The 22,345-nt window shown below is 65.9% G+C and carries 20 protein-coding genes; 19 read left to right on the top strand and 1 reads right to left on the bottom strand.

What is annotated here, in order from left to right; translation table 11 throughout:
* Positions 1-9: 9 nt before the first annotated feature.
* Positions 10-1,332 carry an amidase gene (locus BMY35_RS19115; protein ID WP_093202358.1) on the bottom strand — a complete coding sequence of 441 codons (1,323 nt, stop codon included), beginning with the start codon at positions 1,330-1,332 and terminating at the stop codon, positions 10-12.
* 206 nt (positions 1,333-1,538) lie between these two features.
* On the opposite strand from BMY35_RS19115, the gene rpsB reads away from it, so the two are divergent.
* The 19 genes from rpsB (at position 1,539) to BMY35_RS19020 (ending at position 22,288) form a co-directional block, all read left to right on the top strand.
* On the top strand, positions 1,539-2,291 hold the full coding sequence (gene rpsB, locus BMY35_RS19110; protein WP_093202355.1) for a 30S ribosomal protein S2: 753 nt from the start codon (positions 1,539-1,541) through the stop codon (positions 2,289-2,291).
* An 80-nt stretch (positions 2,292-2,371) separates the two neighbouring features.
* On the top strand, positions 2,372-3,295 hold the full coding sequence (gene tsf / locus BMY35_RS19105) for a translation elongation factor Ts (protein ID WP_093202352.1): 924 nt from the start codon (positions 2,372-2,374) through the stop codon (positions 3,293-3,295).
* A 96-nt stretch (positions 3,296-3,391) separates the two neighbouring features.
* Positions 3,392-4,114, top strand: coding sequence for a UMP kinase (gene pyrH, locus BMY35_RS19100; RefSeq protein WP_093202350.1), 723 nt, complete (start codon positions 3,392-3,394; stop codon positions 4,112-4,114).
* A gap of 11 nt (positions 4,115-4,125) precedes the next feature.
* Positions 4,126-4,686: a ribosome recycling factor gene (gene frr / locus BMY35_RS19095; protein WP_093202347.1), complete on the top strand. Its 561-nt coding sequence runs from the start codon at positions 4,126-4,128 to the stop codon at positions 4,684-4,686.
* An 8-nt stretch (positions 4,687-4,694) separates the two neighbouring features.
* A complete protein-coding gene (gene uppS, locus BMY35_RS19090; RefSeq protein ID WP_093202345.1) occupies positions 4,695-5,417 on the top strand; it encodes a polyprenyl diphosphate synthase in 723 nt (240 codons plus the stop codon).
* Between the two features lie 21 nt (positions 5,418-5,438).
* On the top strand, positions 5,439-6,284 hold the full coding sequence (locus tag BMY35_RS19085; RefSeq protein ID WP_093202342.1) for a phosphatidate cytidylyltransferase: 846 nt from the start codon (positions 5,439-5,441) through the stop codon (positions 6,282-6,284).
* A complete protein-coding gene (gene ispC / locus BMY35_RS19080) occupies positions 6,281-7,471 on the top strand; it encodes a 1-deoxy-D-xylulose-5-phosphate reductoisomerase (protein WP_093202339.1) in 1,191 nt (396 codons plus the stop codon). The genes BMY35_RS19085 and ispC overlap by 4 nt, the downstream gene beginning before the upstream one ends.
* 27 nt (positions 7,472-7,498) lie before the next feature.
* Positions 7,499-8,872, top strand: coding sequence for an RIP metalloprotease RseP (rseP, locus tag BMY35_RS19075; protein ID WP_093202337.1), 1,374 nt, complete (start codon positions 7,499-7,501; stop codon positions 8,870-8,872).
* 38 nt (positions 8,873-8,910) lie between these two features.
* Positions 8,911-11,343: an outer membrane protein assembly factor BamA gene (bamA, locus tag BMY35_RS19070; protein WP_093202334.1), complete on the top strand. Its 2,433-nt coding sequence runs from the start codon at positions 8,911-8,913 to the stop codon at positions 11,341-11,343.
* On the top strand, positions 11,344-11,895 hold the full coding sequence (locus BMY35_RS19065; protein ID WP_093202332.1) for an OmpH/Skp family outer membrane protein: 552 nt from the start codon (positions 11,344-11,346) through the stop codon (positions 11,893-11,895). It abuts the gene before it with no gap.
* A 14-nt stretch (positions 11,896-11,909) separates the two neighbouring features.
* On the top strand, positions 11,910-12,887 hold the full coding sequence (gene lpxD / locus BMY35_RS19060; protein WP_093202329.1) for a UDP-3-O-(3-hydroxymyristoyl)glucosamine N-acyltransferase: 978 nt from the start codon (positions 11,910-11,912) through the stop codon (positions 12,885-12,887).
* A gap of 23 nt (positions 12,888-12,910) precedes the next feature.
* Positions 12,911-13,360 carry a 3-hydroxyacyl-ACP dehydratase FabZ gene (fabZ, locus tag BMY35_RS19055; protein WP_093202918.1) on the top strand — a complete coding sequence of 150 codons (450 nt, stop codon included), beginning with the start codon at positions 12,911-12,913 and terminating at the stop codon, positions 13,358-13,360.
* A 31-nt stretch (positions 13,361-13,391) separates the two neighbouring features.
* Positions 13,392-14,180, top strand: coding sequence for an acyl-ACP--UDP-N-acetylglucosamine O-acyltransferase (gene lpxA, locus BMY35_RS19050; protein WP_093202327.1), 789 nt, complete (start codon positions 13,392-13,394; stop codon positions 14,178-14,180).
* A 10-nt stretch (positions 14,181-14,190) separates the two neighbouring features.
* Entirely contained in the window at positions 14,191-15,339 is a 1,149-nt protein-coding gene (lpxB, locus tag BMY35_RS19045; protein ID WP_093202324.1) for a lipid-A-disaccharide synthase, read from the top strand.
* Entirely contained in the window at positions 15,311-16,033 is a 723-nt protein-coding gene (gene rnhB / locus BMY35_RS19040; protein WP_093202322.1) for a ribonuclease HII, read from the top strand. The genes lpxB and rnhB overlap by 29 nt, the downstream gene beginning before the upstream one ends.
* 11 nt (positions 16,034-16,044) lie before the next feature.
* Positions 16,045-16,830 carry a TrmH family RNA methyltransferase gene (locus BMY35_RS19035; protein WP_093202319.1) on the top strand — a complete coding sequence of 262 codons (786 nt, stop codon included), beginning with the start codon at positions 16,045-16,047 and terminating at the stop codon, positions 16,828-16,830.
* A 142-nt stretch (positions 16,831-16,972) separates the two neighbouring features.
* Entirely contained in the window at positions 16,973-18,166 is a 1,194-nt protein-coding gene (gene carA / locus BMY35_RS19030; protein WP_093202317.1) for a glutamine-hydrolyzing carbamoyl-phosphate synthase small subunit, read from the top strand.
* Positions 18,159-21,407 carry a carbamoyl-phosphate synthase large subunit gene (gene carB, locus BMY35_RS19025; protein WP_093202314.1) on the top strand — a complete coding sequence of 1,083 codons (3,249 nt, stop codon included), beginning with the start codon at positions 18,159-18,161 and terminating at the stop codon, positions 21,405-21,407. Before carA ends, carB begins: the two co-directional genes overlap by 8 nt.
* 11 nt (positions 21,408-21,418) lie before the next feature.
* Positions 21,419-22,288, top strand: a complete 870-nt coding sequence (locus tag BMY35_RS19020) for a Kdo hydroxylase KdoO (protein WP_093202312.1) — start codon at positions 21,419-21,421, stop codon at positions 22,286-22,288.
* Positions 22,289-22,345: the final 57 nt, after the last annotated feature.

Here is a 22,345-nt window from a genome sequence, read left to right as displayed (position 1 = left end):
CGACGGCCTTTATTCTTGCAGCGCGCGCTCGGTCTGGAGCGCCATCGCGAGGATGGCGTCGTCGTGCAGCGCGGCGTGCCACAGCATCAGGCCCACCGGCAGTTCGCCGGCGGCGTGGCAGGGCAGGGAGATGGCGCAGCCGTCGAGCATGTTGACGATCGACGGATTGCGCAGCAGCAGGGCATTGACGCGGAAGAACTCCTCGTCGCGCTCGGCGCCCGGCGCCACGCTGGCGATGGGCGGCGCGGTGATGGGCACGGTCGGCGACAGCACCGCGTCGAACGGCGCGAGTGCGGCTTCGACGCGGGCGATCCAGTTACGGCGGGCGTTGATCAGGTCGATGTATTCATGCGCCTTCATCGTTGCGCCGCGCAGGATGCGCTGGGCCACGCGGGGGTCGTAGCCCGCGCCGCTGCGCTCCAGCAGCAGACGGTGCCAGGCGTACGACTCGGCGGCCGAGAAACCGCCGGTGGTGTTGATGGCCGCCAGCTCCGCGAGCTCTGGCAACTCGATTTCCACGATTCGGGCGCCAGCCGCGCGAAGTGTTTGCAGCGAGCGCTCGAAGGCAGCGGCCACCGGGGCTTCGATGCCGTCGAAGAACACGTTCTTCACCACAGCCAGCCTGTAGGCGGTCAGGGGCGCGTTGCCGGCCGTCACGCGGCGCGCGGCGAGGATTTCGTGCGCGGTGATGGCGTCGCGTACCGAGCGCGTCATGGCGCAGACGGTGTCCAGGGTGGTCGAGAGCGGCAGCGCGCCAGCCGCAGGCGTCAGCCGGGCCGTGTTCTTGAAGCCGACGATGCCGTTCAGGGCTGCGGGAATGCGGATCGAGCCGCCGGTATCGGAGCCCAGGCCGATGAATGCGGCCCCGCTGGCCACCGAGATCGCGGCGCCGGACGAAGAGCCGCCCGGAATGCGCGGCACGGCCGCGTCGCTCACGTTGGACGGCGTGCCGTGGTGCGGATTGACGCCGACGCCCGAGAAGGCGAACTCCGTCATGTTGGTTCGGCCGGTCAGCACGCCGCCTGCCGCGCGCAGCCGGGCCACGGCTGGTGAGTCGGCGATGGCGGCGGGAGCGTGGCCCAGGACGGCGGAACCGGCGGGCGTCGACTGGCCTTCGACGTCGAACAGGTCTTTTGCCGTGAAGGCGAGGCCTGCCAGCCGGCTGCCTGGATCCGACGCAGCGGCGGCCTGACGGGCCTCGTCGAACATGGTGCGGGTGAATGCGTGGGCGCAGGCTGGGGACTCGGCGATTCCGACGGCACGCTCCATTTCGGTGCGTGCATCGGTGCCACCTGCCAGAAGGTCGAGACGGGTGGCTTGGAGGTCGTTCATTGGGAGGCTGCAGGTGCCGTCGGGGGCGGCTGGGTTCAGGGAAGGGTGGCGGCCGTGCTATACTCTTTGGGTTTCGCTGGTCGAGCAACGGCTCCCGTTGCATCCAGCCAGACACATCCGCAAACCGGCCCAATCAAGGTGTTGCGACTCGATCCAAAGAGCGCAAAACGGGCTGGATTTTAGACCCAACCTTTGGAGTAATTTCAATGTCTACCACCATGCGCGAAATGCTGGAAGCAGGTGTTCATTTCGGTCACCAAACCCGCTTCTGGAACCCCAAGATGGCTCCGTACATCTTCGGTCATCGCAACAAGATCCACATCATCAACCTGGAAAAGTCGCTCCCGATGTTCCAGGATGCGATGAAGTACGCCAAGCAGCTCACCGCCAACCGCGGCACGATCCTGATGGTCGGCACGAAGCGCCAGGCCCGCGAAATCGTGGCGGCTGAAGCCCGTCGCGCCGGCGTGCCCTTCGTCGACACCCGTTGGCTCGGCGGCATGCTGACCAACTTCAAGACGGTCAAGACCTCGATCAAGCGCCTGAAGGACATGAAGGCCCAGCAGGAGGCCGGTCTCGACAGCCTGAGCAAGAAAGAGCAGCTCACGTTCACGCGTGAAATCGAGAAGCTCGAGAAGGACATCGGCGGCATTCAGGATATGGCCGCGCTGCCCGACGCCATCTTCGTGATCGACGTGGGCTTCCACAAGATCGCCGTGGCCGAAGCCAAGAAGCTCGGCATTCCGCTGATCGGCGTGGTGGACTCCAACCACTCGCCCGAAGGCATCGACTACGTGATCCCCGGCAACGACGACTCGTCGAAGGCCGTCACGCTGTATGCCCGCGGCATCGCCGATGCGATCATCGAAGGCCGTAACAGCGCCACCGGCGACGTGGTCAAGGCCATCGCCGAAGGCAATGACGAATTCGTCGAAGTCGAAGAGGGCGCTTCGGCCTGATTGGCACGCCCGCGAGCCTGAAGAAGGGGCTTTGGTGCCCCTTTTTTTTAACCTGATTTTTGAATTCACGGAGATACAAAATGGCTGCAATCACCGCAAGCATGGTCGGCGAGCTGCGCGCGAAGACCGACGCACCGATGATGGAGTGCAAGAAGGCCCTGACCGAGGCCGACGGCAACATGGAAAAGGCCGAAGAACTGCTGCGCATCAAGCTCGGCAACAAGGCTGGCAAGGCGTCGAGCCGCATCACCGCCGAAGGCGTCGTGGCCGCGTACGTTGCCGGTGACACCGGTGCCATGATCGAAGTCAACTGCGAAACCGACTTCGTCTCGAAGAACGACAGCTTCCTGGCCCTGGTCAATGCCGCCGCCAAGCTGATCGCCGAGAAGAACCCGGCCGACATCGCCGCGCTGGGCGCCCTGGCCTACGAGCAGGACGGCTTCGGCCCCACGCTCGAAGACGTGCGCAAGGGCCTGATCGGCAAGATCGGCGAGAACATGAGCTTCCGCCGCTTCAAGCGCTTCGCCGGCAACGGCAAGCTGGCCTCGTACCTGCACGGCACGCGCATCGGCGTGATGGTCGAGTTCGAAGGTGACGACACCGCCGCCAAGGACGTCGCGATGCACATCGCCGCCATGAAGCCCGTGTCGGTCGCCGCTTCGGACGTGCCTGCCGAGCTGATCGAGAAAGAGCGCGCCGTGGCTGCAGGCAAGGCGGAAGAAGACCGCAAGACGGCCGAAGCCGAAGGCAAGAAGCCGCAACCGGCCGACATCGTCGCCAAGCGCATCGAAGGCGGCGTGCAGAAGTTCCTCAAGGAAGTCTCGCTGCACAACCAGCCGTTCGTGAAGAACGACAAGCAGACCGTCGAGCAGATGCTCAAGGCTGTCAACACCACGATCAAGGGCTTCACCCTGTACGTGGTGGGTGAAGGCATTGAGAAGAAAGTTGACGACTTCGCCGCAGAAGTCGCTGCACAAGTCGCCGCAGCCAAGGCTGCTGCTTAAGCCTTTACGGCTCCAACGACGGTGCGTTCGCGCGCACCGTCGTTTTTTCATCGCTACGTTTTACACTCGTCTCGCCCAAACCAAAGGAAATTGCCCATGTCTGATGCCCGCCCAGCCCACAAGCGAATCTTGTTGAAGCTGTCGGGAGAGGCATTGATGGGCGACGATGCGTTCGGCATCAATCGCGCGACCATCGTGCGCATGGTGCAGGAGGTGGCCGAGGTCGTGAACATGGGCGTCGAGGTGGCGGTCGTGATCGGCGGCGGCAACATCTTCCGCGGTGTCGCGGGCGGTTCCGTCGGCATGGACCGTGCAACTGCCGACTACATGGGCATGCTGGCCACGGTCATGAATTCGCTGGCCCTGGCCGATGCGATGGACAAGCAGGGCCTCGTGGCCCGCGTGATGTCCGCCATCGCCATCGAGCAGGTGGTCGAGCCCTATGTGCGTCCCAAGGCCCTGCAGTACCTCGAAGAGGGCAAGGTCGTGGTGTTCGCGGCCGGCACGGGTAATCCGTTCTTCACCACCGATACGGCCGCCGCGCTGCGCGGTGCCGAGATCGGCGCCGAGCTGGTGCTCAAGGCGACCAAGGTCGATGGCGTCTATACCGCCGACCCCAAGACCAATCCCGACGCGACGCGCTACGCCACGCTGACCTTCGACGAGGCGATCGCGAAGAATCTCGGCATCATGGACGCCACGGCCTTTGCGCTGTGCCGCGACCAGAAGCTGCCGATCAAGGTGTTCTCGATCTTCAAGAATGGTGCGCTCAAGCGCGTCGTCATGGGCGAGGACGAAGGCACGCTGGTGCATGCCTAGGAGTATTTGAGATGACCATTGCAGACATCCGCAATGCGACCGACGCGAAGATGAACCAGTCGCTCGCCGCATTCCAGAACAACCTCACCAAGATCCGTACGGGCCGCGCCAATTCCGCGCTGCTCGATTCCGTCCACGTCGAGTACTACGGCTCGCAAGTGCCGTTGAGCCAGGTGGCCAACGTGTCGGTGCTCGATTCGCGCACCATCAGCGTCCAGCCCTGGGAAAAGGGCATGGGCGCCAAGATCGAGAAGGCCATCCGCGAAAGCGACCTGGGCCTGAACCCCGCCTCGATGGGCGACCTGATCCGCGTGCCGCTGCCCGCCATGAGCGAAGAGCGCCGCAAGGAAATGACCAAGCTCGTCCGCAACGAAGGCGAAAGCGCCAAGATCGCCACGCGCAACCTGCGCCGCGACGCGAACGAGTCGGTCAAGAAGCTGGTCAAGGAAAAGCTGGCGTCTGAAGACGACCAGAAGCGCGCTGAAGCCGAGATCCAGAAGGTCACCGACCGCCACATCGCGGAAATCGACCGCCTGGTAGCGGCCAAGGAAGCGGAGATCATGGCCGTTTGAGGCCTGCCATGGCCTCTTCAGCGCCGCACATTCCCCACCACGTTGCCATCGTCATGGACGGCAACGGCCGCTGGGCGACGCGGCGCTTCCTGCCCCGCATCGCGGGGCACAAGCAGGGCGTCGAGTCGCTGCGCCGCTGCGTCAAGGCCTGCGTCGAACGCGGCGTGGCCGTGCTTACCGTGTTCGCGTTCTCGTCCGAGAACTGGAATCGTCCCGTCGAGGAGGTTTCCGGGCTCATGGAGCTGATGGTCGGCGCGCTCGCCCGTGAGGTGCCCAAGCTCAGCGCCGACGGCGTTCGGCTTCATTTCGTCGGCGAACGCGCGGGCCTGTCGCTCAAGATGGTGAATGGCCTGCTCGACGCCGAAGCCGCCACCGCGCACAACACCCGGCTGGTGCTCAACGTCTGCTTCAACTACGGCGGCCGATGGGACATCGCGCAGGCCGCCGCAAAGCTCGCCGCACGGGGTGAGGCGATCACCGAGCTCAGTCTCGATCGCGCCATGGCGCTGGCTCACGTGCCCGATCCCGACCTGTTCATCCGCACCGGCGGCGAGCAGCGTCTGTCCAATTTCCTGCTCTGGCAGAGTGCCTACGCCGAGCTTTTCTTCAGCGACAAGCTGTGGCCCGAATTCGACGAAGCTGCACTGGACGAGGCGATTGCCGCGTTCCAGGGCCGCGAGCGGCGCTTCGGCCAGACCTCGGCGCAAGTCTCATCCACTGCCGCGGCCTGAAGGCGCGGAAACCTTTTCCGCATGCTCAAGCAACGCATCATCACGGCGATCGTGCTCCTCGCGATCCTGCTGCCGGCGCTGTTCTATCCAAGCTACATACCCTTCGGCTGCGTCATGCTGGTGCTGATCGGCGCCGCGGCCTGGGAATGGGGGCGCCTGAACGGCTACGGCCAGGGGCTGTCGCTGTTTCTCGGCGCCGAGACCGTGGTGCTGTGCGCGCTCTCCTGGTGGCTCGGGCTGCTGGAGAAGCCGCTATTCCTGATGTGGACCCTGGCCAGCGCGGCCTGGGTGCTGGGCGGCGCTGCGCTGCTGCGCGTGGCCGTGCCGGGCTGGCCCCGCATTCCGCGCGGACTGCGACTGGTCGGTGGCCTGCTGGCGCTGTGGGTGGCGTGGCTTGCCGCTGTGCAGGCGCGGATGATCGGCATCAACTTCCTGCTGTCGATCCTCGTGCTGGTGTGGGTTGCCGACGTGTTCGCCTATTTCGCCGGCCGTGCCTTCGGCCTCAAGTTCACCCGCAACAAGCTCGCACCCTCGATCAGTCCCGGCAAGAGTTGGGAAGGCGTGTGGGGCGGCATGATCGGAGTGGTGGTGCTGGCATTCGCCTGGGTCTGGGCCGACAAGGCAGCGGGCGCCACGGTGGCCAGCCTGTATACCCGTCTCAACGAGCGGGGCTGGTGGCTGCTGCTGCTCGCCGCGTTGTTCCTCTCGGCCATGAGCGTCGTGGGCGACCTCGTCGAATCTCTCATCAAGCGCAGCGCCGGCGCCAAGGACAGCAGCCGGCTGCTGCCCGGCCACGGCGGCGTCCTCGACCGCGTGGATGCCCTCTTGCCGGCGCTTCCCATTGCCATGATGCTGGCTTTCTTGTGAACTCTTCCAGAAAACAACGCGTGACGGTGCTCGGCTCGACCGGTTCGGTCGGTGTGAGCGCGCTCGACGTCATTTCGCGCCATCCCGAGCGTTTCGAGGTGTTCGCGCTTTCCGCGGCGACCAAGGTTGATGAACTGCTGGCGCAGTGCGCGCAGTTCTCGCCGAAGTTCGCCGTGATGGCCAGTGCGCCGCATGCGGCTGTGCTGGCCGAGAAGCTGAAGCAAAACGGGCTGAAGACGGTCGTCCTGATGGGCGATGATGCTCTCGAAACGATAGCGTCCCACGAGGAGACCGATTCCGTGATGGCCGCGATCGTCGGCGCAGCGGGCCTCGGGCCCTGCCTGGCTGCGGCGCGTGCCGGCAAGCGCCTTCTGCTGGCCAACAAGGAAGCGCTCGTGGTCGGCGGCGAGCTCTTCATGCGCACTGTGCGCGAGGGCGGTGCGACGCTGCTGCCCATCGACAGCGAGCATTCCGCCATCTTCCAGTCGCTGCCCGAAGACCCGTCCACCTGGGCCCGGCGCATCGACAAGATCATCCTGACGGCGTCCGGCGGCCCTTTCCGCACGCGCGCGCCGGAAACCCTGAGCGCTGTCACGCCCGAGCAGGCTTGCGCCCATCCGAACTGGGTGATGGGGCGCAAGATCTCGGTCGACTCGGCCACGATGATGAACAAGGCGCTCGAAGTCATCGAGGCGCGCCACCTGTTCGGCGTGTCGCCGGAGCAGATCGAGGTCGTCATCCATCCGCAGAGCGTGGTGCATTCGATGGTGCAGTTCACCGACGCCTCGGTCATCGCCCAGCTCGGCACTCCCGACATGAAGGTGCCGATCGCGGTGGGCCTGGCCTGGCCCGAGCGCATCGAAAGCGGTGCAGCACGGCTCGACTTCCGCCAGATGGGCTCGCTGACCTTCGAATCACCCGACGCGGCGCTCTTCCCGGGACTGGACCTTGCCTGGCACGCGCTTCGCGCTGCCCCGGGAACGACGGCGGTGCTCAATGCCGCCAACGAGGTCGCAGTTGAAGCATTCCTTAACCGCCGGCTGCGTTTTGATTGCATACATGCGGTGAACATGGAAACTTTGGAAAGAGTCGCTCCCTCCAAGCCGGCATCGTTGGCCGACCTGCTGGCGATCGACGCCAGCGCCCGTGCGGCGGCCAATGCCGCGGCGCTTCGCTTCGCTGCCTGACGCCTCCCCCGGAAACCAAGGACTCCGATGCTGCTTACTGTCATAGCCTTTGTGGTTGCGCTCGGCGTCCTGATCGCGGTGCACGAATACGGCCACTATCGCGTGGCAGTGGCTTGCGGCGTCAAGGTGGAGCGTTTCTCCGTCGGCTTCGGCAAGGCGCTGGTCCGCTGGCAGCCGAAGCGGCAGCACCCGGGGCAGCAGACCGAGTTCGTCATCGGTGCATTCCCCTTCGGCGGCTACGTGAAGATGCTCGACGAGCGCGAGGGCCCCGTGGCGCCCGAGGAGCGTCATCGCGCCTTCAATACCCAGCCGCTGCGCTCGCGCGCGGCCATCGTGGCCGCCGGCCCCATTGCCAACCTGCTGCTGGCAGTGGCGCTCTACACGGCCGTCAACTGGATCGGGGTGCAGGAGCCGGTCGCCACGCTGGCGCGGCCGGTGGCAGCCTCCCTGGCTGAGGCTGCGGGCTTGCGGGGCGGCGAACACATCACGCGGGCGGGTTTCGACGGCGATCTGTCGCCGGTCCAGTCCTTCGAGGACCTGCGCTGGCGCATGACGCGCGGCGCGCTCGACGGCCATGACCTGACCCTCGAAGTCGCGGGCGAGGCCGGCCGGCCGGCGCGCCAGCTGGTGCTTCCGCTGAGCCGGATGCAGGCGAAGGACGCCGATCCGCAGATGTTCCGCAAGATCGGCGTGCTGGCCCCCTTGACCCGGCCCGAGATCGGCGAGGTCATGAAGGGCAGTGCGGCCGAGGCCGCCGGGCTGCACAACGGCGACGTCGTGCGCGCCATCGGCGGCACGGAGATCATCGACGGGCAGCAGTTGCGCGAGGCTATTCGTGCGTCCGTGGACGGCGACCAGCCCCGCGTGCAGGCCTGGCAGATCGACCGCGGTGGTCGCTCGCTCGTCATCGACGTGAAGCCCGAGGTGCGGGAAGAGGGCGGCGCCAAGGTGGGACGCGTCGGCGCGTATGTCGGCGCGCCGCCCGAAATGGTGACCGTGCGCCAGGGCCTGGTCGATGGCGTATGGCGCGGCGTGGTGCGCACCTGGGAGGTGTCTGCGCTGACCGTGCGCATGATGGGCAAGATGGTGATCGGCGAGGCTTCGCTCAAGAACCTGAGCGGCCCGCTCACGATCGCCGACTACGCGGGCAAGTCCGCAAGCCTCGGTTTCACCCAGTATCTGGTCTTCCTGGCGCTCATCAGCGTGAGCCTCGGGGTGCTCAATCTCATGCCGCTGCCGGTCCTCGATGGGGGACACCTGATGTATTATCTTTGGGAGGGCCTGACCGGCAAGAGCGTCTCTGACGCCTGGATGGAACGGCTTCAGCGCGGGGGCGTAGCCCTTCTGCTGGTCATGATGTCGGTCGCACTCTTCAACGACGTCACGCGGCTCTTTGGTTAACTTTCTGCCGGCCCTTTCCGTGCCGGCTCAATTCACAGATGAACAAAAAACTCAGTCGCTTTCGCCTGCGTAGCGTTGCTGCGGTGGTTGCCAGTGCGCTTGCGGCTACGGCCGCCTGGGCCGTCGAGCCTTTCACGGTGCGCGACATTCGCGTCGAGGGCCTGCAACGCGTCGAAGCCGGCACGATCTTCGCGTCGCTGCCGCTGCGAGTGGGCGATACCTACAGCGACGAGCGTGGTTCCGCCGCGATCCGCGCGCTGTTCGATCTGGGTTTGTTCAAGGACGTGCGCATCGACGTGAACGGCAACGTGCTGGTCGTCATCGTCGAGGAGCGTCCGACCATTGCCGACGTCGACTTCGTCGGCACCAAGGAATTCGACAAGGCCGCGCTGCAGAAGGCGCTGCGCGAGGTCGGCCTGACCGAAGGGCGTCCCTACGACAAGGCGCTGGCCGACCGCGCAGAGCAGGAGCTCAAGCGCCAGTACGTGAGCCGCAGCCTCTACAACGCGCAGGTCGTGACCACCGTCACGCCCATGGAGCGCAACCGTGTCAACCTGACCTTCACCGTGACCGAAGGCGAGTCGGCCCGCATCCGCGAAGTGCATGTGGTCGGCAACAAGGCCTTCAGCGAATCGACGCTTCTGAGCCTGTTCGACCAGGACAGCGGCGGCTTCATGAGCTGGTACACGAAGTCGAACCAGTATTCGCGCGCCAAGCTCAACGCCGACCTCGAGACCCTGCGCTCGTACTACATCACGCGCGGCTACCTCGAGTTCCGCATCGACTCGACCCAGGTCGCCATCTCTCCGGACCGCAAGGACCTGACGGTGACCGTGAACATCACCGAAGGCGAGAAGTTCGTGGTGTCCAGCGTCAAGCTCGACGGCAACTACCTCGGCCGCGACGACGAGTTCAAGTCGCTCATCACCATCAAGCCGGGCGAGCCCTACAACGGCGAGCAGGTCACCGAGACCACCAAGGCCTTCAACGACTACTTCGGCACCTTCGGCTACGCCTTCGCACGCGTGCAGGCGCGCCCCGAGATCGACCGCGCCAACAACCGCGTGGCCCTCACGCTGCAGGCCGAGCCGTCGCGCCGCGTGTACGTGCGCCGCGTTTCCGTGGGTGGCAACAACAAGACCCGCGACGAAGTGATCCGCCGCGAATTCCGCCAGTACGAAGCTTCCTGGTACGACGGCGACAAGATCAAGCTTTCCCGCGACCGCGTGGACCGCCTGGGCTTCTTCAACGAAGTGAACGTCGATACGCAGGAAGTACCGGGTTCGCCCGACCAAGTGGACTTGACTGTCAACGTGACCGAAAAGCCCACCGGCAGCCTGCAACTCGGCGCCGGCTACTCGAGCGCGGAGAAGGTCGCGCTGACCTTCGGCATCTCGCAGGAAAACGTGTTCGGCTCGGGCAACTTCCTGGGCGTGCAGGTCAACACCAGCAAGTACAACCGTACGCTGTCGCTGACGACCACCGATCCTTACTTCACGCCGGACGGCATCTCGCGCACGTTCAGCGTCTACCACACCACGACGCGCCCCTACCAAACGTCCACCGACGGCGACTACAAGCTCGTGAACCAGGGCGCTTCGGTTCGTTTCGGTGTGCCGTTCAGCGAAGTCGATACCGTTTTCTTCGGCGTCGGCATCGAGCGCTACGCGTTCGACCCGAACAGTTCGACCGCATTCTCCGGCCTGTATACGCCGCCGTCGTATCTCAACTACTTCCAGTGCAAGAAGGACCCCACGGGCCTGCTGGTGGTCAGCTGCGACCAGAAGAGCGTTTGGGGTGTTCCGCTGAGTATCGGCTGGGGCCGGGACAGCCGCGACAGCGCGCTGGTGCCGACCTCCGGCCGCGTGCAGCGCGCCAACCTCGAGTTGGGTGCTGCCGGCGACATGAAGTACGTCAAGACGAGCTATCAGTACCAGCAGTTCTTCCCGATCAACAAGCAGTACACCTTCTCGATCAACGGCGAAGTCGGCTATGCCAAGGCGCTCGGCGGCAAGGTCTACCCGATCTTCAAGAATTTCTATGCGGGCGGGCTGGGTTCGGTGCGCGGCTTCGAGCAGAACTCGCTGGGCCCGCGTGACGCACCGCTGTTCCTCCAGAGCGAAGGTGCGGCCCTCGGCGGCACGAAGAAGGCGATCTTCAATGCGGAACTGAGCACCCCGTTCCCGGGTGCCGGCAATGACCGCACGCTGCGCCTGTACGGCTTCTTCGACGTCGGTAACGTCTTCGGTTCGCGTGCCGCCGGTGTTACCGACGAGCAATGGAAGGCCGAGAAGAAGCTGCGCGCGTCGGTCGGCCTGGGCGTCAGCTGGATCTCGCCGCTGGGCCCGCTGCGCTTGGCGTACGCCTTCCCGATCAAGTCCCAGAAGGAAGTGGGGCAACCGTTCACGGCAGGCTATATCCCGAAGGATAGAATTCAGCGCCTCCAATTCCAGATCGGAACGTCTTTCTAAATGAAGCATTTGATTCGCGCCGCGGCAGGCGCGTTGTTGATCCCCGCTTTTGCGCTCGCTGTGGCGCCCGCGCAAGCGCAGGCTCAGGAAACCTTTCGCATCGGTTTTGTGAACCCGGACCGCGTGCTGCGCGAAGCCCAGCCGGCCAAGAACGCCCAGGCAAAGCTCGAGGCGGAGTTCCTGAAGCGAGAAAAGGACCTGACTGCGCAGGGTGATGCCCTGAAGGCCGCTTCGGAGAAGTTCGAGCGCGAGGCGCCCACGCTGTCCGAAAGCCAGCGGACTACCCGCCAGCGTTCGCTGGTCGACCAGGATCGCGACTTCCAGCGCAAGCGCCGTGAATTCCAGGAAGACCTGAATGCTCGCAAGAACGAAGAGCTCCAGCAGGTCTACGAGCGTGCCAACCGTGTGGTGAAGCAGGTCGCCGAGGCCGAGAAGTACGACGCCATCCTGCAGGAAGCGATCTACATCAATCCGAAGCACGACATCACCGACAAGGTGATCAAGGCGCTGAACGCGTCCGTGGCTTCTCCTGCCCCAGCGGCCGGCAAGTAACGCCGCGAACCGGCGTGTCACTGCAGCTCGGAGCCATTGTCGACGCCCTCGGGGGCGAGCTTCATGGCGATTCGGCGCTGTCCATCGAGCGGCTCGCGCCGCTGCAGAATGCGCAGCCCGATGCGCTCAGCTTCCTGAGCCATCCCAAATACCAGCAGGAGCTGGCGGCCTCGAAGGCTGCCTGCGTGATCGTGTCGCCCGCCATGCGGGATGCGGCAGCGGCGCGCGGGGCTTTCATCGTCACGCCCGATCCGTATCTCTACTTTGCCCGCCTCACGCAGCTCTGGAAGGCGCACCATGCCCGTCCGGAGCCTGACCGCATCCATCCCAGCGCAGTGATCCACTCCGAGGCGCAGGTCGACGCCACGGCACGCATCGGCGCGCTGTGCGTGGTGGAGCGGGGCGCGCGCATCGGTGCGGGCACCGTACTGAAGTCGCGCGTGACGGTCAGCGAGGACTGCATCGTCGGCGAGCGCTGCCTGCTCCATCCGGGTGTGGTCATCGGCGCCGACGGCTTCGGCCTGGCTCCGCACGAGGGGCGCTGGGTCAAGATCGAGCAGCTGGGAGCGGTGCGTATCGGCAACGACGTCGAGATCGGCGCCAACACCTGCATCGACCGGGGCGCGCTCGACGACACCGTAATCGAAGACGGCGTCAAGCTCGACAACCTGATCCAGATCGGCCACAACGTGCGGGTCGGCAAGAACACCGCCATGGCGGGCTGCGTCGGCGTGGCCGGCAGCGCGACCATCGGCGCCAACTGCACGTTCGGCGGCGGCGCCATCGTGCTGGGGCACCTGACGGTGGCCGACGGCGTGCATGTGTCGGCTGCGACCGTGGTCACCCGTTCCATTCATAAGGCCGGCCAATACACCGGTATGTTTCCCATCGATGACAATGCGAGCTGGGAAAAGAACGCTGCAACGCTCAAGCAGTTGCACAGCCTGCGCGAACGACTGAAGGCGCTGGAGAAGGCTCCCTCGAAAAAATGACGACGATGCAGGAACAGAAAATCATGACGACGACGCTCGATATCCATCAAATCCTCAAGCTGCTGCCTCACCGCTACCCGTTCCTGCTGGTGGACCGCGTGCTGGACATGGAAAAGGGCAAGCGCATCACGGCGCTCAAGAACGTGACGATGAACGAGCCGTTCTTCAACGGCCACTTCCCGCACCGTCCGGTGATGCCGGGCGTGCTGATGCTCGAGGCCATGGCCCAGGCCGCGGCGCTGCTGTCGTTCCATTCGCTCGACATCGTGCCGGACGACAACACCGTCTACTACTTCGCGGCCATCGACGGCGCGCGTTTCAAGCGCCCAGTGGAGCCCGGCGACCAGCTGACGCTCGAAGTCGAGATCGAGCGCATGAAGGCGGGCATTTCCAAGTTCAAGGGCCGCGCCCTGGTTGGCAGCGAACTCGCCTGCGAGGCTTCGCTGATGTGCGCCATGCGCCAGATCAGCTGACACGCCCGCAGCAAGCCGTTTCTTCAAAGGCATGACCCAGGTTCATTCGACGGCCGTCGTCGACCCCCAGGCACAGCTCGATGCCTCGGTGTCCGTCGGGCCCTACACCGTGATCGGCCCGCACGTGCGGATCGGCGCGGGTACCACCATCGGCGCGCATTGCGTGATCGAGGGGCGCACGACCATCGGGCGCGACAACAGGATCTTCCAGTTCTCGTCGCTCGGCGCCATTCCCCAGGACAAGAAGTACGCCGGCGAGCCGACCGAGCTCGTCATCGGCGACCGCAACGTGATCCGCGAGTTCTGCACCTTCAACCTCGGCGTGCCGGGGGCAGGCGGCGTCACGCGTGTCGGCAACGACAACTGGATCATGGCGTACACGCACATCGCCCACGACTGCCGCGTTGACGACCACACCACGCTGGCCAACAACACCACGCTGGCCGGGCATGTGCACCTGGCCGACTGGGTCACGGTCGGCGGGCTCACGGGCATCCACCAGTTCGTCTCGGTCGGCGCCCACGCCATGCTCGGCTTTGCCAGCGCCGTCACGCAGGACGTGCCGCCCTTCATGCTGGTCGACGGCAATCCGCTGGCCGTGCGCGGTTTCAACATCGTCGGCCTGCGCCGGCGCGATTTTTCCGCCCAGCGGCTCGCGGCGGTGAAGCAGATGCACCGCCTGCTGTATCGCCAGGGCAAGACGCTCGACGAGGCGCGTGCGGGCATCGCCGCGCTGGCGACCGAAATGCCCGAAGCGGCCGGCGATGTCGCGCTGATGGAGGCCTTCCTCGCCAACTCGACGCGCGGCATCGCGCGCTGAAGTGACGGCGATGCAGACGGACGGACAGCGACGCTTCGCGCTGGTCGCGGGCGAAGCGTCCGGCGACCTGCTCGCCGGCCTGCTGCTCGACGGTCTACTGGCCCGTTGGCCCGATCTCCAGACCGCCGGCATCGGCGGCCCCCGCATGCTGGCCCACGGCTTCCAGAGCTGGTGGCCCCAGGAAAAGCTCGCAGTGCGCGGCTACATCGAGGTGCTGCGGCACTACGCGGAAATCGCCGGTATCCGCCGCCAGCTCAAGGCCCGGCTGCTGCAGGAGCGGCCCCAGCTCTTCATTGGCGTGGATGCGCCCGATTTCAACCTCGACCTCGAGGCCGGCCTGCGCAGCCAGGGCCTCAGGACGGTGCATTTCGTCTGTCCGTCGATCTGGGCCTGGCGGCCGGAGCGCATCGAGAAGATCCGGGCGGCGGCCGACCACGTCCTGTGCATCTTCCCGTTCGAGCCCGAATTGCTGGCGGAGCAGGGCGTGGCCGCGAGCTACGTCGGCCATCCCGTTGCCAACGTGATCCCGATGACGCCCGACCAGGCCGGTGCGCGTGCCAAGCTGGGCCTTTCGCCCGATGCGCCGGTCGTCGCCTTGCTGCCGGGCAGCCGCCGTTCCGAGATCCGCTACCTTGCCGCCCGCTTCTTCGCCGCCGCCGCGCTGATGCAGAAGGCTCGGCCCGAACTCCAGTTCGTGGCCCCCGTCATCCCGGGCCTGCGCGTCGAGGTCGAAGCCTTGCTCCAGGCCAGCGGCATGGCCGGGCGCGTGAAGCTGCTCGACGGTCAGTCGCACGCCGTGCTGGCCGCCTGCGATGTCACGCTGATCGCCAGCGGCACCGCCACGCTCGAGGCAGCGCTGTTCAAGCGGCCGATGGTCATCGCCTACAACATGAACGCGCTCTCGTGGCGCCTCATGCGGCGCAAGCAGCTGCAGCCCTGGGTGGGTCTGCCCAACATCCTGTGCCGCGAGTTCGTCGTGCCCGAGCTCCTGCAGGAAGCCGCCACGCCCGAGGCGCTGGCCGAGGCGACGCTGGCCTGGCTCGGTGCGCCGGAGAAGACGCGGGCGTTGCAACAAAGATTTTCAGAGCTGCATGTGCAATTGCAGCGCGATACGCCCACACTTTGCGCCGATGCGATCCAGAAAGTTCTTGAAGGCTGAGCAGGCCCCGCTGGCGTGGGATGCACCGGGCCTGATCGCGGGTGTCGACGAGGCGGGCCGTGGGCCGCTGGCGGGGCCGGTGGTGGCCGCGGCCGTGATCCTCGACGACATGCGGCCCATTCGCGGCCTCGCGGACTCCAAGACGCTGACGGCCCTGCAGCGCGAGCGCCTGCATGACCAGATCCTGGCCAAGGCGCTGTGCTGTTCCATCGCGCAGGCCACCGTCGAGGAAATCGACACCCACAACATCCTGCAGGCGACCATGCTCGCGATGCGCCGGGCGGTGGAGGGGCTGCGGCTCAAGCCGGTGAAGGTGCTGGTCGACGGCAACCGCCTGCCCACGCTGGACGTGCTGGCCGAGGCCATCGTCAAGGGCGATGCGAGGGTCAAGGCGATTTCAGCTGCCTCGATCCTGGCGAAGGTGCACCGCGACCGGCTCTGCGAGCAGCTTCATACCGAATTTCCGCATTACGGCTTTGCCGGCCACAAGGGCTACGGCACGCGCGAGCACCTCGAGGCGCTGCAACGGCACGGTGCCTGCGTGCATCACCGTAGGTCGTTCAGCCCGGTGGCCGCGGCGCTGGCCCGTACGGGCGGCGTGCTGAACGTGGTGGTGCCCGCCGAATCCGAGCAACCGGTAATGATGGCCGGCTCCATGGAGGTCGCGCGCCCCGACCTTCGCGCCGCGCCCTGAAGCCCGCAACGATGACTTCCGACACCGGCGCCAGCCACATCAGCTCGCGCGACAACCCGTTGCTCAAGGACCTGCGAAAGCTCGCGCAGGACCCGGGCGCCTACCGCAAGCTCGGCCGGCTCTGGCTCGAGGGCGACCACCTGTGCCGAGCGGCGCTCGCGCGGGGCGTCAAGCCCGCAATTGCAGTGTTCTCGGAGTCTTTCTGGCCCAAGGCGCCCGCCGAGTGGTCGGTTGGTGCTATCAAAACGGTAGTCGTCGCCGACGATCTGCTGCGTGGCGTCAGCGGGCTCGAATCGCCGGCCCCGATGGGCTTCGTGCTCGGCGCGCCGGTCCGGCCTGAGCTATTGCCTGACGCTCCCACCGTGGTGCTCGACCGCCTTCAGGACGCAGGCAACGCCGGCTCCATCCTGCGCAGCGCCGCCGCCTTCGGCTTCACCCAGGTGGTCGCGCTCAAGGGAACGGCGGCGCTGTGGGCTCCGAAGGTGCTGCGCGCCGGCATGGGTGCCCATTTCGGCCTGCGGCTGATCGAAGGCGTGGATCTTGACGTGCTCGACGGCCTGAAGGTGCCGCTGGTGGCGACCAGCTCCCACCATGGCGAATGGCTCCACAAGGCCGATCTGCCGCATCCCTGCGCCTGGCTCATGGGGCACGAGGGGCAGGGCGTTTCGCCGGCGCTGGAGGCCCGGGCCACGCGCCATATCCGCATCGCGCAGCCGGGCGGCGAGGAGTCGCTCAACGTGGCCGTCGCCGCCGCAATCTGCCTGCATGCGAGCGGAGCAGCCCTGCAGGCTGAATAACACATCCAGTCCGGGCTACAATCGGGGGCTTACTCGCAAATCAGCGTCGCCCGGCCGCCTACAACGCCATCCTCCCCTTAAGCAGCAGTCCCCAGGCATCGCGCCTGAGGCTCCGGGCGACCGTAACCATCCGGAGAACCCAGTGCTTTTGTCTCTCAAGGGAAGTTTCCCGCCCGCCATCCTGGCGCTCGCAGACGGCACGGTCTTTCTCGGCAATTCGATCGGAGCCGCCGGCTCCACGACCGGTGAAGTGGTGTTCAACACCGCCATGACCGGTTACCAGGAAATCCTCACCGACCCGAGCTACTGCCAGCAGATCGTGACGCTCACGTATCCGCACATCGGCAACTACGGCGTCAACGGCGAGGACATCGAAGCCGACAAGATCCATGCCGCGGGCCTGATCATCAAGGACCTGCCCCTCGTCGCCTCCAACTTCCGCAAGACCGCCACGCTGACCGAGTACCTCGTGTCCGGCAACACCGTGGCCATCGCGAACATCGACACCCGCAAGCTCACTCGCCACCTGCGCACCAACGGCGCGCAGAACGGCTGCATCCTGGGCTTGGCCGCAGGCGAGACCGTGACGCAGGCGCTGATCGACAAGGCCATCGCCTCCGCCAAGGCCGCGCCGAGCATGGCCGGCCTCGATCTGGCCAAGGTCGTGTCGGTCAAGCAGACCTACGAATGGACCGAGACCGAGTGGAAGCTGGGTTCGGGCTACGGCGTGCAGATCACGCCGCGCTTCCACGTCGTCGCCTTCGACTACGGCGTCAAGAAGAACATCCTGCGCATGATTGCCCAGCGCGGCGCGCGCATCACCGTTGTGCCGGCGCAGACGCCGGCGGCCGACGTGCTCAAGCTGAAACCCGACGGCATCTTCCTGGCCAACGGCCCCGGCGACCCGGAGCCCTGCGACTACGCCATCAGCGCCGTCAAGGAGCTGATCGAGACCGGCATTCCCACCTTCGGCATCTGCCTGGGCCACCAGATCATGGCGCTGGCCTCGGGCGCCAAGACCTTCAAGATGAAGTTCGGCCACCACGGCGCGAACCACCCGGTGAAGGACCTGGACAACGGCCGCGTGAGCATCACCAGCCAGAACCACGGCTTCGCGGTCGACGAGAAGTCGTTGCCGGCCAACCTGCGTCCCACCCACATCAGCCTGTTCGACAACACGCTGCAGGGCCTGGCGCGCACCGACAAGCCCGCGTTCTGCTTCCAGGGCCACCCCGAAGCCTCGCCGGGCCCGCACGACATCGGCTACCTGTTCGATCGCTTCACGGCACTCATGGAAAAGAACAAGACGGAAAAGACGGAGAAAGAGAATGCCTAAGCGCACAGACCTCAAATCGATCCTCATCATCGGCGCCGGCCCGATCATCATCGGCCAGGCCTGCGAGTTCGACTACTCCGGCGTGCAGGCCTGCAAGGCCCTGCGCGAAGAGGGCTACAAGGTCATCCTGATCAACAGCAACCCCGCGACGATCATGACCGACCCGGCCACGGCCGACGTCACCTACATCGAGCCCATCACCTGGCAGACGGTCGAGAAGATCATCGCCAAGGAACGCCCCGACGCGATCCTGCCGACCATGGGCGGCCAGACCGCGCTGAACTGCGCGCTCGACCTCTGGCGCAACGGCGTGCTCGACAAGTACACGGGCGCGGCCACCAACAAGCCCGTCGAGCTGATCGGCGCCACGCCCGAGGCCATCGACAAGGCCGAAGACCGCCTGAAGTTCAAGGACGCGATGACCAAGATCGGACTGGGCTCGGCCCGCTCCGGCATCGCGCACACGATGGACGAGGCCTGGGCGGTGCAGAAGCACGTCGGCTTCCCGACCGTGATCCGTCCCAGCTTCACGCTCGGCGGCACCGGCGGCGGCATCGCCTACAACCCGGAAGAGTTCGAGACCATCTGCAAGCGCGGCATCGAGGCCTCGCCGACCAACGAGCTGCTGATCGAAGAATCGCTGCTCGGCTGGAAAGAGTACGAGATGGAAGTCGTGCGCGACAAGGCCGACAACTGCATCATCGTCTGCTCGATCGAGAACCTCGACCCCATGGGCGTGCACACCGGCGACTCGATCACCGTGGCTCCTGCGCAGACGCTGTCCGACAAGGAATACCAGATCCTGCGCAACGCCTCGCTGGCCGTGCTGCGCGAGATCGGCGTCGACACCGGCGGTTCGAACGTGCAGTTCTCGATCAACCCGAAGGACGGCCGCATGGTCGTCATCGAGATGAACCCGCGCGTGTCGCGTTCGTCGGCGCTGGCCTCCAAGGCCACGGGCTTCCCGATCGCCAAGGTCGCGGCCAAGCTGGCCGTGGGCTACACGCTCGACGAGCTGCGCAACGAAATCACCGGTGGCGCCACGCCCGCGTCGTTCGAACCCTCGATCGACTACGTGGTCACCAAGATCCCGCGTTTCGCCTTCGAGAAATTCCCGCAGGCCGATTCGCGCCTCACCACGCAGATGAAGTCGGTGGGCGAGGTGATGGCCATGGGCCGCACCTTCCAGGAGTCGTTCCAGAAGGCGCTGCGTGGCCTCGAAGTCGGCGTCGACGGCATGAACGAGAAGACGCAGGACCGCGAAGTGCTCGAGAAGGAGCTGGGCGAACCCGGCCCCGAGCGCATCTGGTACGTGGGCGATGCCTTCGCCCAGGGCATGAGCGTCGAGGAAGTGTTCTCGCTCACGAAGATCGACCCGTGGTTCCTGGTGCAGATCGAGGAGATCGTGAAGATCGAGCTCGAACTCGAAACCAAGTCGCTCGACGACATCGACGCCGCCACGCTGCGCCTGCTGAAGCAGAAGGGCTTCTCCGACCGCCGCCTGGCCAAGCAGCTGCGCACCACCGACACGGCCATCCGCGAGAAGCGCCGCGCCCTGGGCGTGCGCCCGGTCTACAAGCGCGTGGACACCTGCGCGGCCGAGTTCGCCACCAACACGGCCTACATGTACTCGACCTATGAGGACGAGTGCGAGGCCGACCCGAGCGACAAGAAGAAGATCATGGTGCTCGGCGGCGGTCCCAACCGCATCGGCCAGGGCATCGAGTTCGACTACTGCTGCGTGCATGCCGCGCTCGCCATGCGCGAGGACGGCTACGAGACCATCATGGTCAACTGCAACCCCGAGACCGTGTCGACCGACTACGACACGTCCGACCGCCTGTACTTCGAGCCGCTGACGCTCGAGGACGTGCTCGAGATCGTCGACCGCGAAAAGCCGCTCGGCGTGATCGTGCAGTACGGCGGCCAGACGCCGCTGAAGCTCGCGCTCGACCTCGAGGCCAACGGCGTGCCGATCATCGGGACCTCGCCCGACATGATCGACGCGGCCGAAGACCGCGAGCGCTTCCAGAAGCTGCTGCACGAACTCAAGCTGCTGCAGCCGCCGAACGCCACCGCGCGCACCGAAGCCGAAGCCCTCGAGAAGGCTACCGAGCTGGGTTACCCGCTGGTGGTGCGTCCGAGCTACGTGCTGGGCGGCCGCGCGATGGAAATCGTGCACGAGCAGCGCGACCTCGAGCGCTACATGCGCGAAGCCGTCAAGGTCAGCAACGATTCGCCGGTGCTGCTCGACCGCTTCCTGAACGACGCCGTCGAGTGCGACGTCGACTGCCTGCGCGACGCCGAGGGCCAGACCCTCATCGGCGGCGTGATGGAGCACATCGAGCAGGCCGGCGTGCACTCGGGCGACTCCGCCTGCTCGCTGCCGCCCTACAGCCTGAGCGCCGAGACGGTGACCGAGCTGAAGCGCCAAAGCGCCGCAATGGCGGCCGCGCTGAACGTGGTCGGCCTGATGAACGTGCAGTTCGCCATCCAGCAGAAGGACGGCAAGGACGTCATCTACGTGCTCGAAGTGAACCCGCGTGCATCGCGCACCGTACCCTACGTGAGCAAGGCCACCGGCATCCAGCTCGCCAAGGTGGCGGCACGCTGCATGGCGGGCCAGTCGCTGAAGTCGCAGGGCATCACGAAGGAAGTGACGCCGCCGTACTTCAGCGTGAAGGAAGCCGTGTTCCCGTTCGTCAAGTTCCCGGGCGTGGACACCATCCTCGGCCCCGAGATGAAGTCGACCGGCGAGGTGATGGGCGTGGGCAAGACTTTCGGCGAAGCCTTCGTGAAGTCGCAGCTGGGCGCGGGCACGCACCTGCCGAAGTCGGGCAAGGTCTTCATCTCGGTGAAGAACAACGACAAGGCGCGCGCCGTCGAAGTGGCTCGCGGCCTGGCCAAGCTGGGCTTCGAGCTGATTGCGACCAAGGGCACGGCCGCCGCCATCAACGCCGCGGGCATCGAGTGCGCGACAGTGAACAAGGTGACCGAAGGCCGCCCGCACATCGTGGACATGATCAAGAACAACGAGATTGCACTGGTCATCAACACGGTGGAAGAGCGCCGCAACGCCATCACCGATTCGCGCCAGATCCGTACCTCGGCTCTGCAGGCCCGCGTGACCACCTTCACCACGATCTTCGGCGCCGAAGCCGCGGTCGAAGGCATGGGCTTCATGGACGAGCTCGGCGTGATCTCGGTGCAGGAAATGCACGCGCAACTGGCCACGGCCTGAGCGTCACAGCCATGGAAACGCAGCTCGTCGAACTCGGCCTGGCCGACTGGAATGCGGCCACGCCCAACGAGGCGTGGATCGCGGAGCTGGAGGCGGGCAAGGTGCTGTACTTCCCGCGCCTGGGTTTCGAGCTGCTGCCCGAAGAACGCAGCCTGCTCACGCCCAGCCTGCTGTCGCCGGACGTGCGCAACATCAGCCTCGATGCCAACGGCAAGCTCAAGGGCGCCGTGGGCGACGAGACGGTGCAGCGCACGGCGGCCGCGATGGTGGGGCGCTTCAGGGCGCAGGCCACGCAGCTCATCCACGGGCTGCTGCCGCACTACGCACCGGCCCTGCGGCTGGCGCCCACCAGCTACCGCCCGGCGCAGGTCGAGACGCGCGTGCAGTCGTGGCGCGCCGACGACCGACGCTTGCACGTGGATGCATTCCCGTCGCGGCCGAACTACGGCGAGCGCATCCTGCGCGTCTTCACCAACGTGAACCCCGACGGCGCGCCGCGCGTGTGGCGCGTGGGCGAGCCTTTCGAGGACATCGCCAAGCGCTTCCTGCCGCGTGCCAAGCCGTACTCGCGCTGGCAGGCCAAGCTGCTGCAGGCGCTGCACGTGACCAAGTCGTTCCGCAGCGAATACGACCATCTCATGCTGCAACTGCACGACGGCATGAAGTCGGACATGGCTTATCAGGAGAGTTCGCCGCAGGAAACCGCGAAGTTTCCGCCGGGTTCTGTCTGGGTGTGCTTCTCCGACCAGACTTCGCACGCCGTGATGGCGGGTCAGTACATGCTCGAACAGACCCTCCACCTGGACGCTTCCAAGCAATACAATCCCGCTTCGAGCCCGCTCGCCATCCTGAGCCGGCTGACTGGACGGACGCTCGTCTGAGCGCCGTCCCCCATCGACCGCCGAACGGCAGCGTTCGGCGGTTTCGCTTTATGGAGA

Source organism: Variovorax sp. YR750 (genome assembly GCF_900109805.1).
Classification (GTDB): Bacteria; Pseudomonadota; Gammaproteobacteria; order Burkholderiales; family Burkholderiaceae_C; genus Variovorax; species Variovorax gossypii.
The sequence above is the reverse complement of the archived record's forward strand: the minus strand, read 5'-3'. Positions and strand labels throughout refer to the sequence as shown.

What these genes read in the sequence shown, in the direction of transcription:
- BMY35_RS19115 (WP_093202358.1), bottom strand. Translation starts at nt 1,332, where the DNA reads ATGAACGACCTCCAAGCCACCCGTCTCGACCTTCTGGCAGGTGGCACC.
- rpsB (WP_093202355.1), top strand. Translation starts at nt 1,539, where the DNA reads ATGTCTACCACCATGCGCGAAATGCTGGAAGCAGGTGTTCATTTCGGT.
- tsf (WP_093202352.1), top strand. Translation starts at nt 2,372, where the DNA reads ATGGCTGCAATCACCGCAAGCATGGTCGGCGAGCTGCGCGCGAAGACC.
- pyrH (WP_093202350.1), top strand. Translation starts at nt 3,392, where the DNA reads ATGTCTGATGCCCGCCCAGCCCACAAGCGAATCTTGTTGAAGCTGTCG.
- frr (WP_093202347.1), top strand. Translation starts at nt 4,126, where the DNA reads ATGACCATTGCAGACATCCGCAATGCGACCGACGCGAAGATGAACCAG.
- uppS (WP_093202345.1), top strand. Translation starts at nt 4,695, where the DNA reads ATGGCCTCTTCAGCGCCGCACATTCCCCACCACGTTGCCATCGTCATG.
- BMY35_RS19085 (WP_093202342.1), top strand. Translation starts at nt 5,439, where the DNA reads ATGCTCAAGCAACGCATCATCACGGCGATCGTGCTCCTCGCGATCCTG.
- rseP (WP_093202337.1), top strand. Translation starts at nt 7,499, where the DNA reads ATGCTGCTTACTGTCATAGCCTTTGTGGTTGCGCTCGGCGTCCTGATC.
- bamA (WP_093202334.1), top strand. Translation starts at nt 8,911, where the DNA reads ATGAACAAAAAACTCAGTCGCTTTCGCCTGCGTAGCGTTGCTGCGGTG.
- BMY35_RS19065 (WP_093202332.1), top strand. Translation starts at nt 11,344, where the DNA reads ATGAAGCATTTGATTCGCGCCGCGGCAGGCGCGTTGTTGATCCCCGCT.
- fabZ (WP_093202918.1), top strand. Translation starts at nt 12,911, where the DNA reads ATGACGACGACGCTCGATATCCATCAAATCCTCAAGCTGCTGCCTCAC.
- lpxA (WP_093202327.1), top strand. Translation starts at nt 13,392, where the DNA reads ATGACCCAGGTTCATTCGACGGCCGTCGTCGACCCCCAGGCACAGCTC.
- lpxB (WP_093202324.1), top strand. Translation starts at nt 14,191, where the DNA reads ATGCAGACGGACGGACAGCGACGCTTCGCGCTGGTCGCGGGCGAAGCG.
- rnhB (WP_093202322.1), top strand. Translation starts at nt 15,311, where the DNA reads ATGCGATCCAGAAAGTTCTTGAAGGCTGAGCAGGCCCCGCTGGCGTGG.
- BMY35_RS19035 (WP_093202319.1), top strand. Translation starts at nt 16,045, where the DNA reads ATGACTTCCGACACCGGCGCCAGCCACATCAGCTCGCGCGACAACCCG.
- carB (WP_093202314.1), top strand. Translation starts at nt 18,159, where the DNA reads ATGCCTAAGCGCACAGACCTCAAATCGATCCTCATCATCGGCGCCGGC.
- BMY35_RS19020 (WP_093202312.1), top strand. Translation starts at nt 21,419, where the DNA reads ATGGAAACGCAGCTCGTCGAACTCGGCCTGGCCGACTGGAATGCGGCC.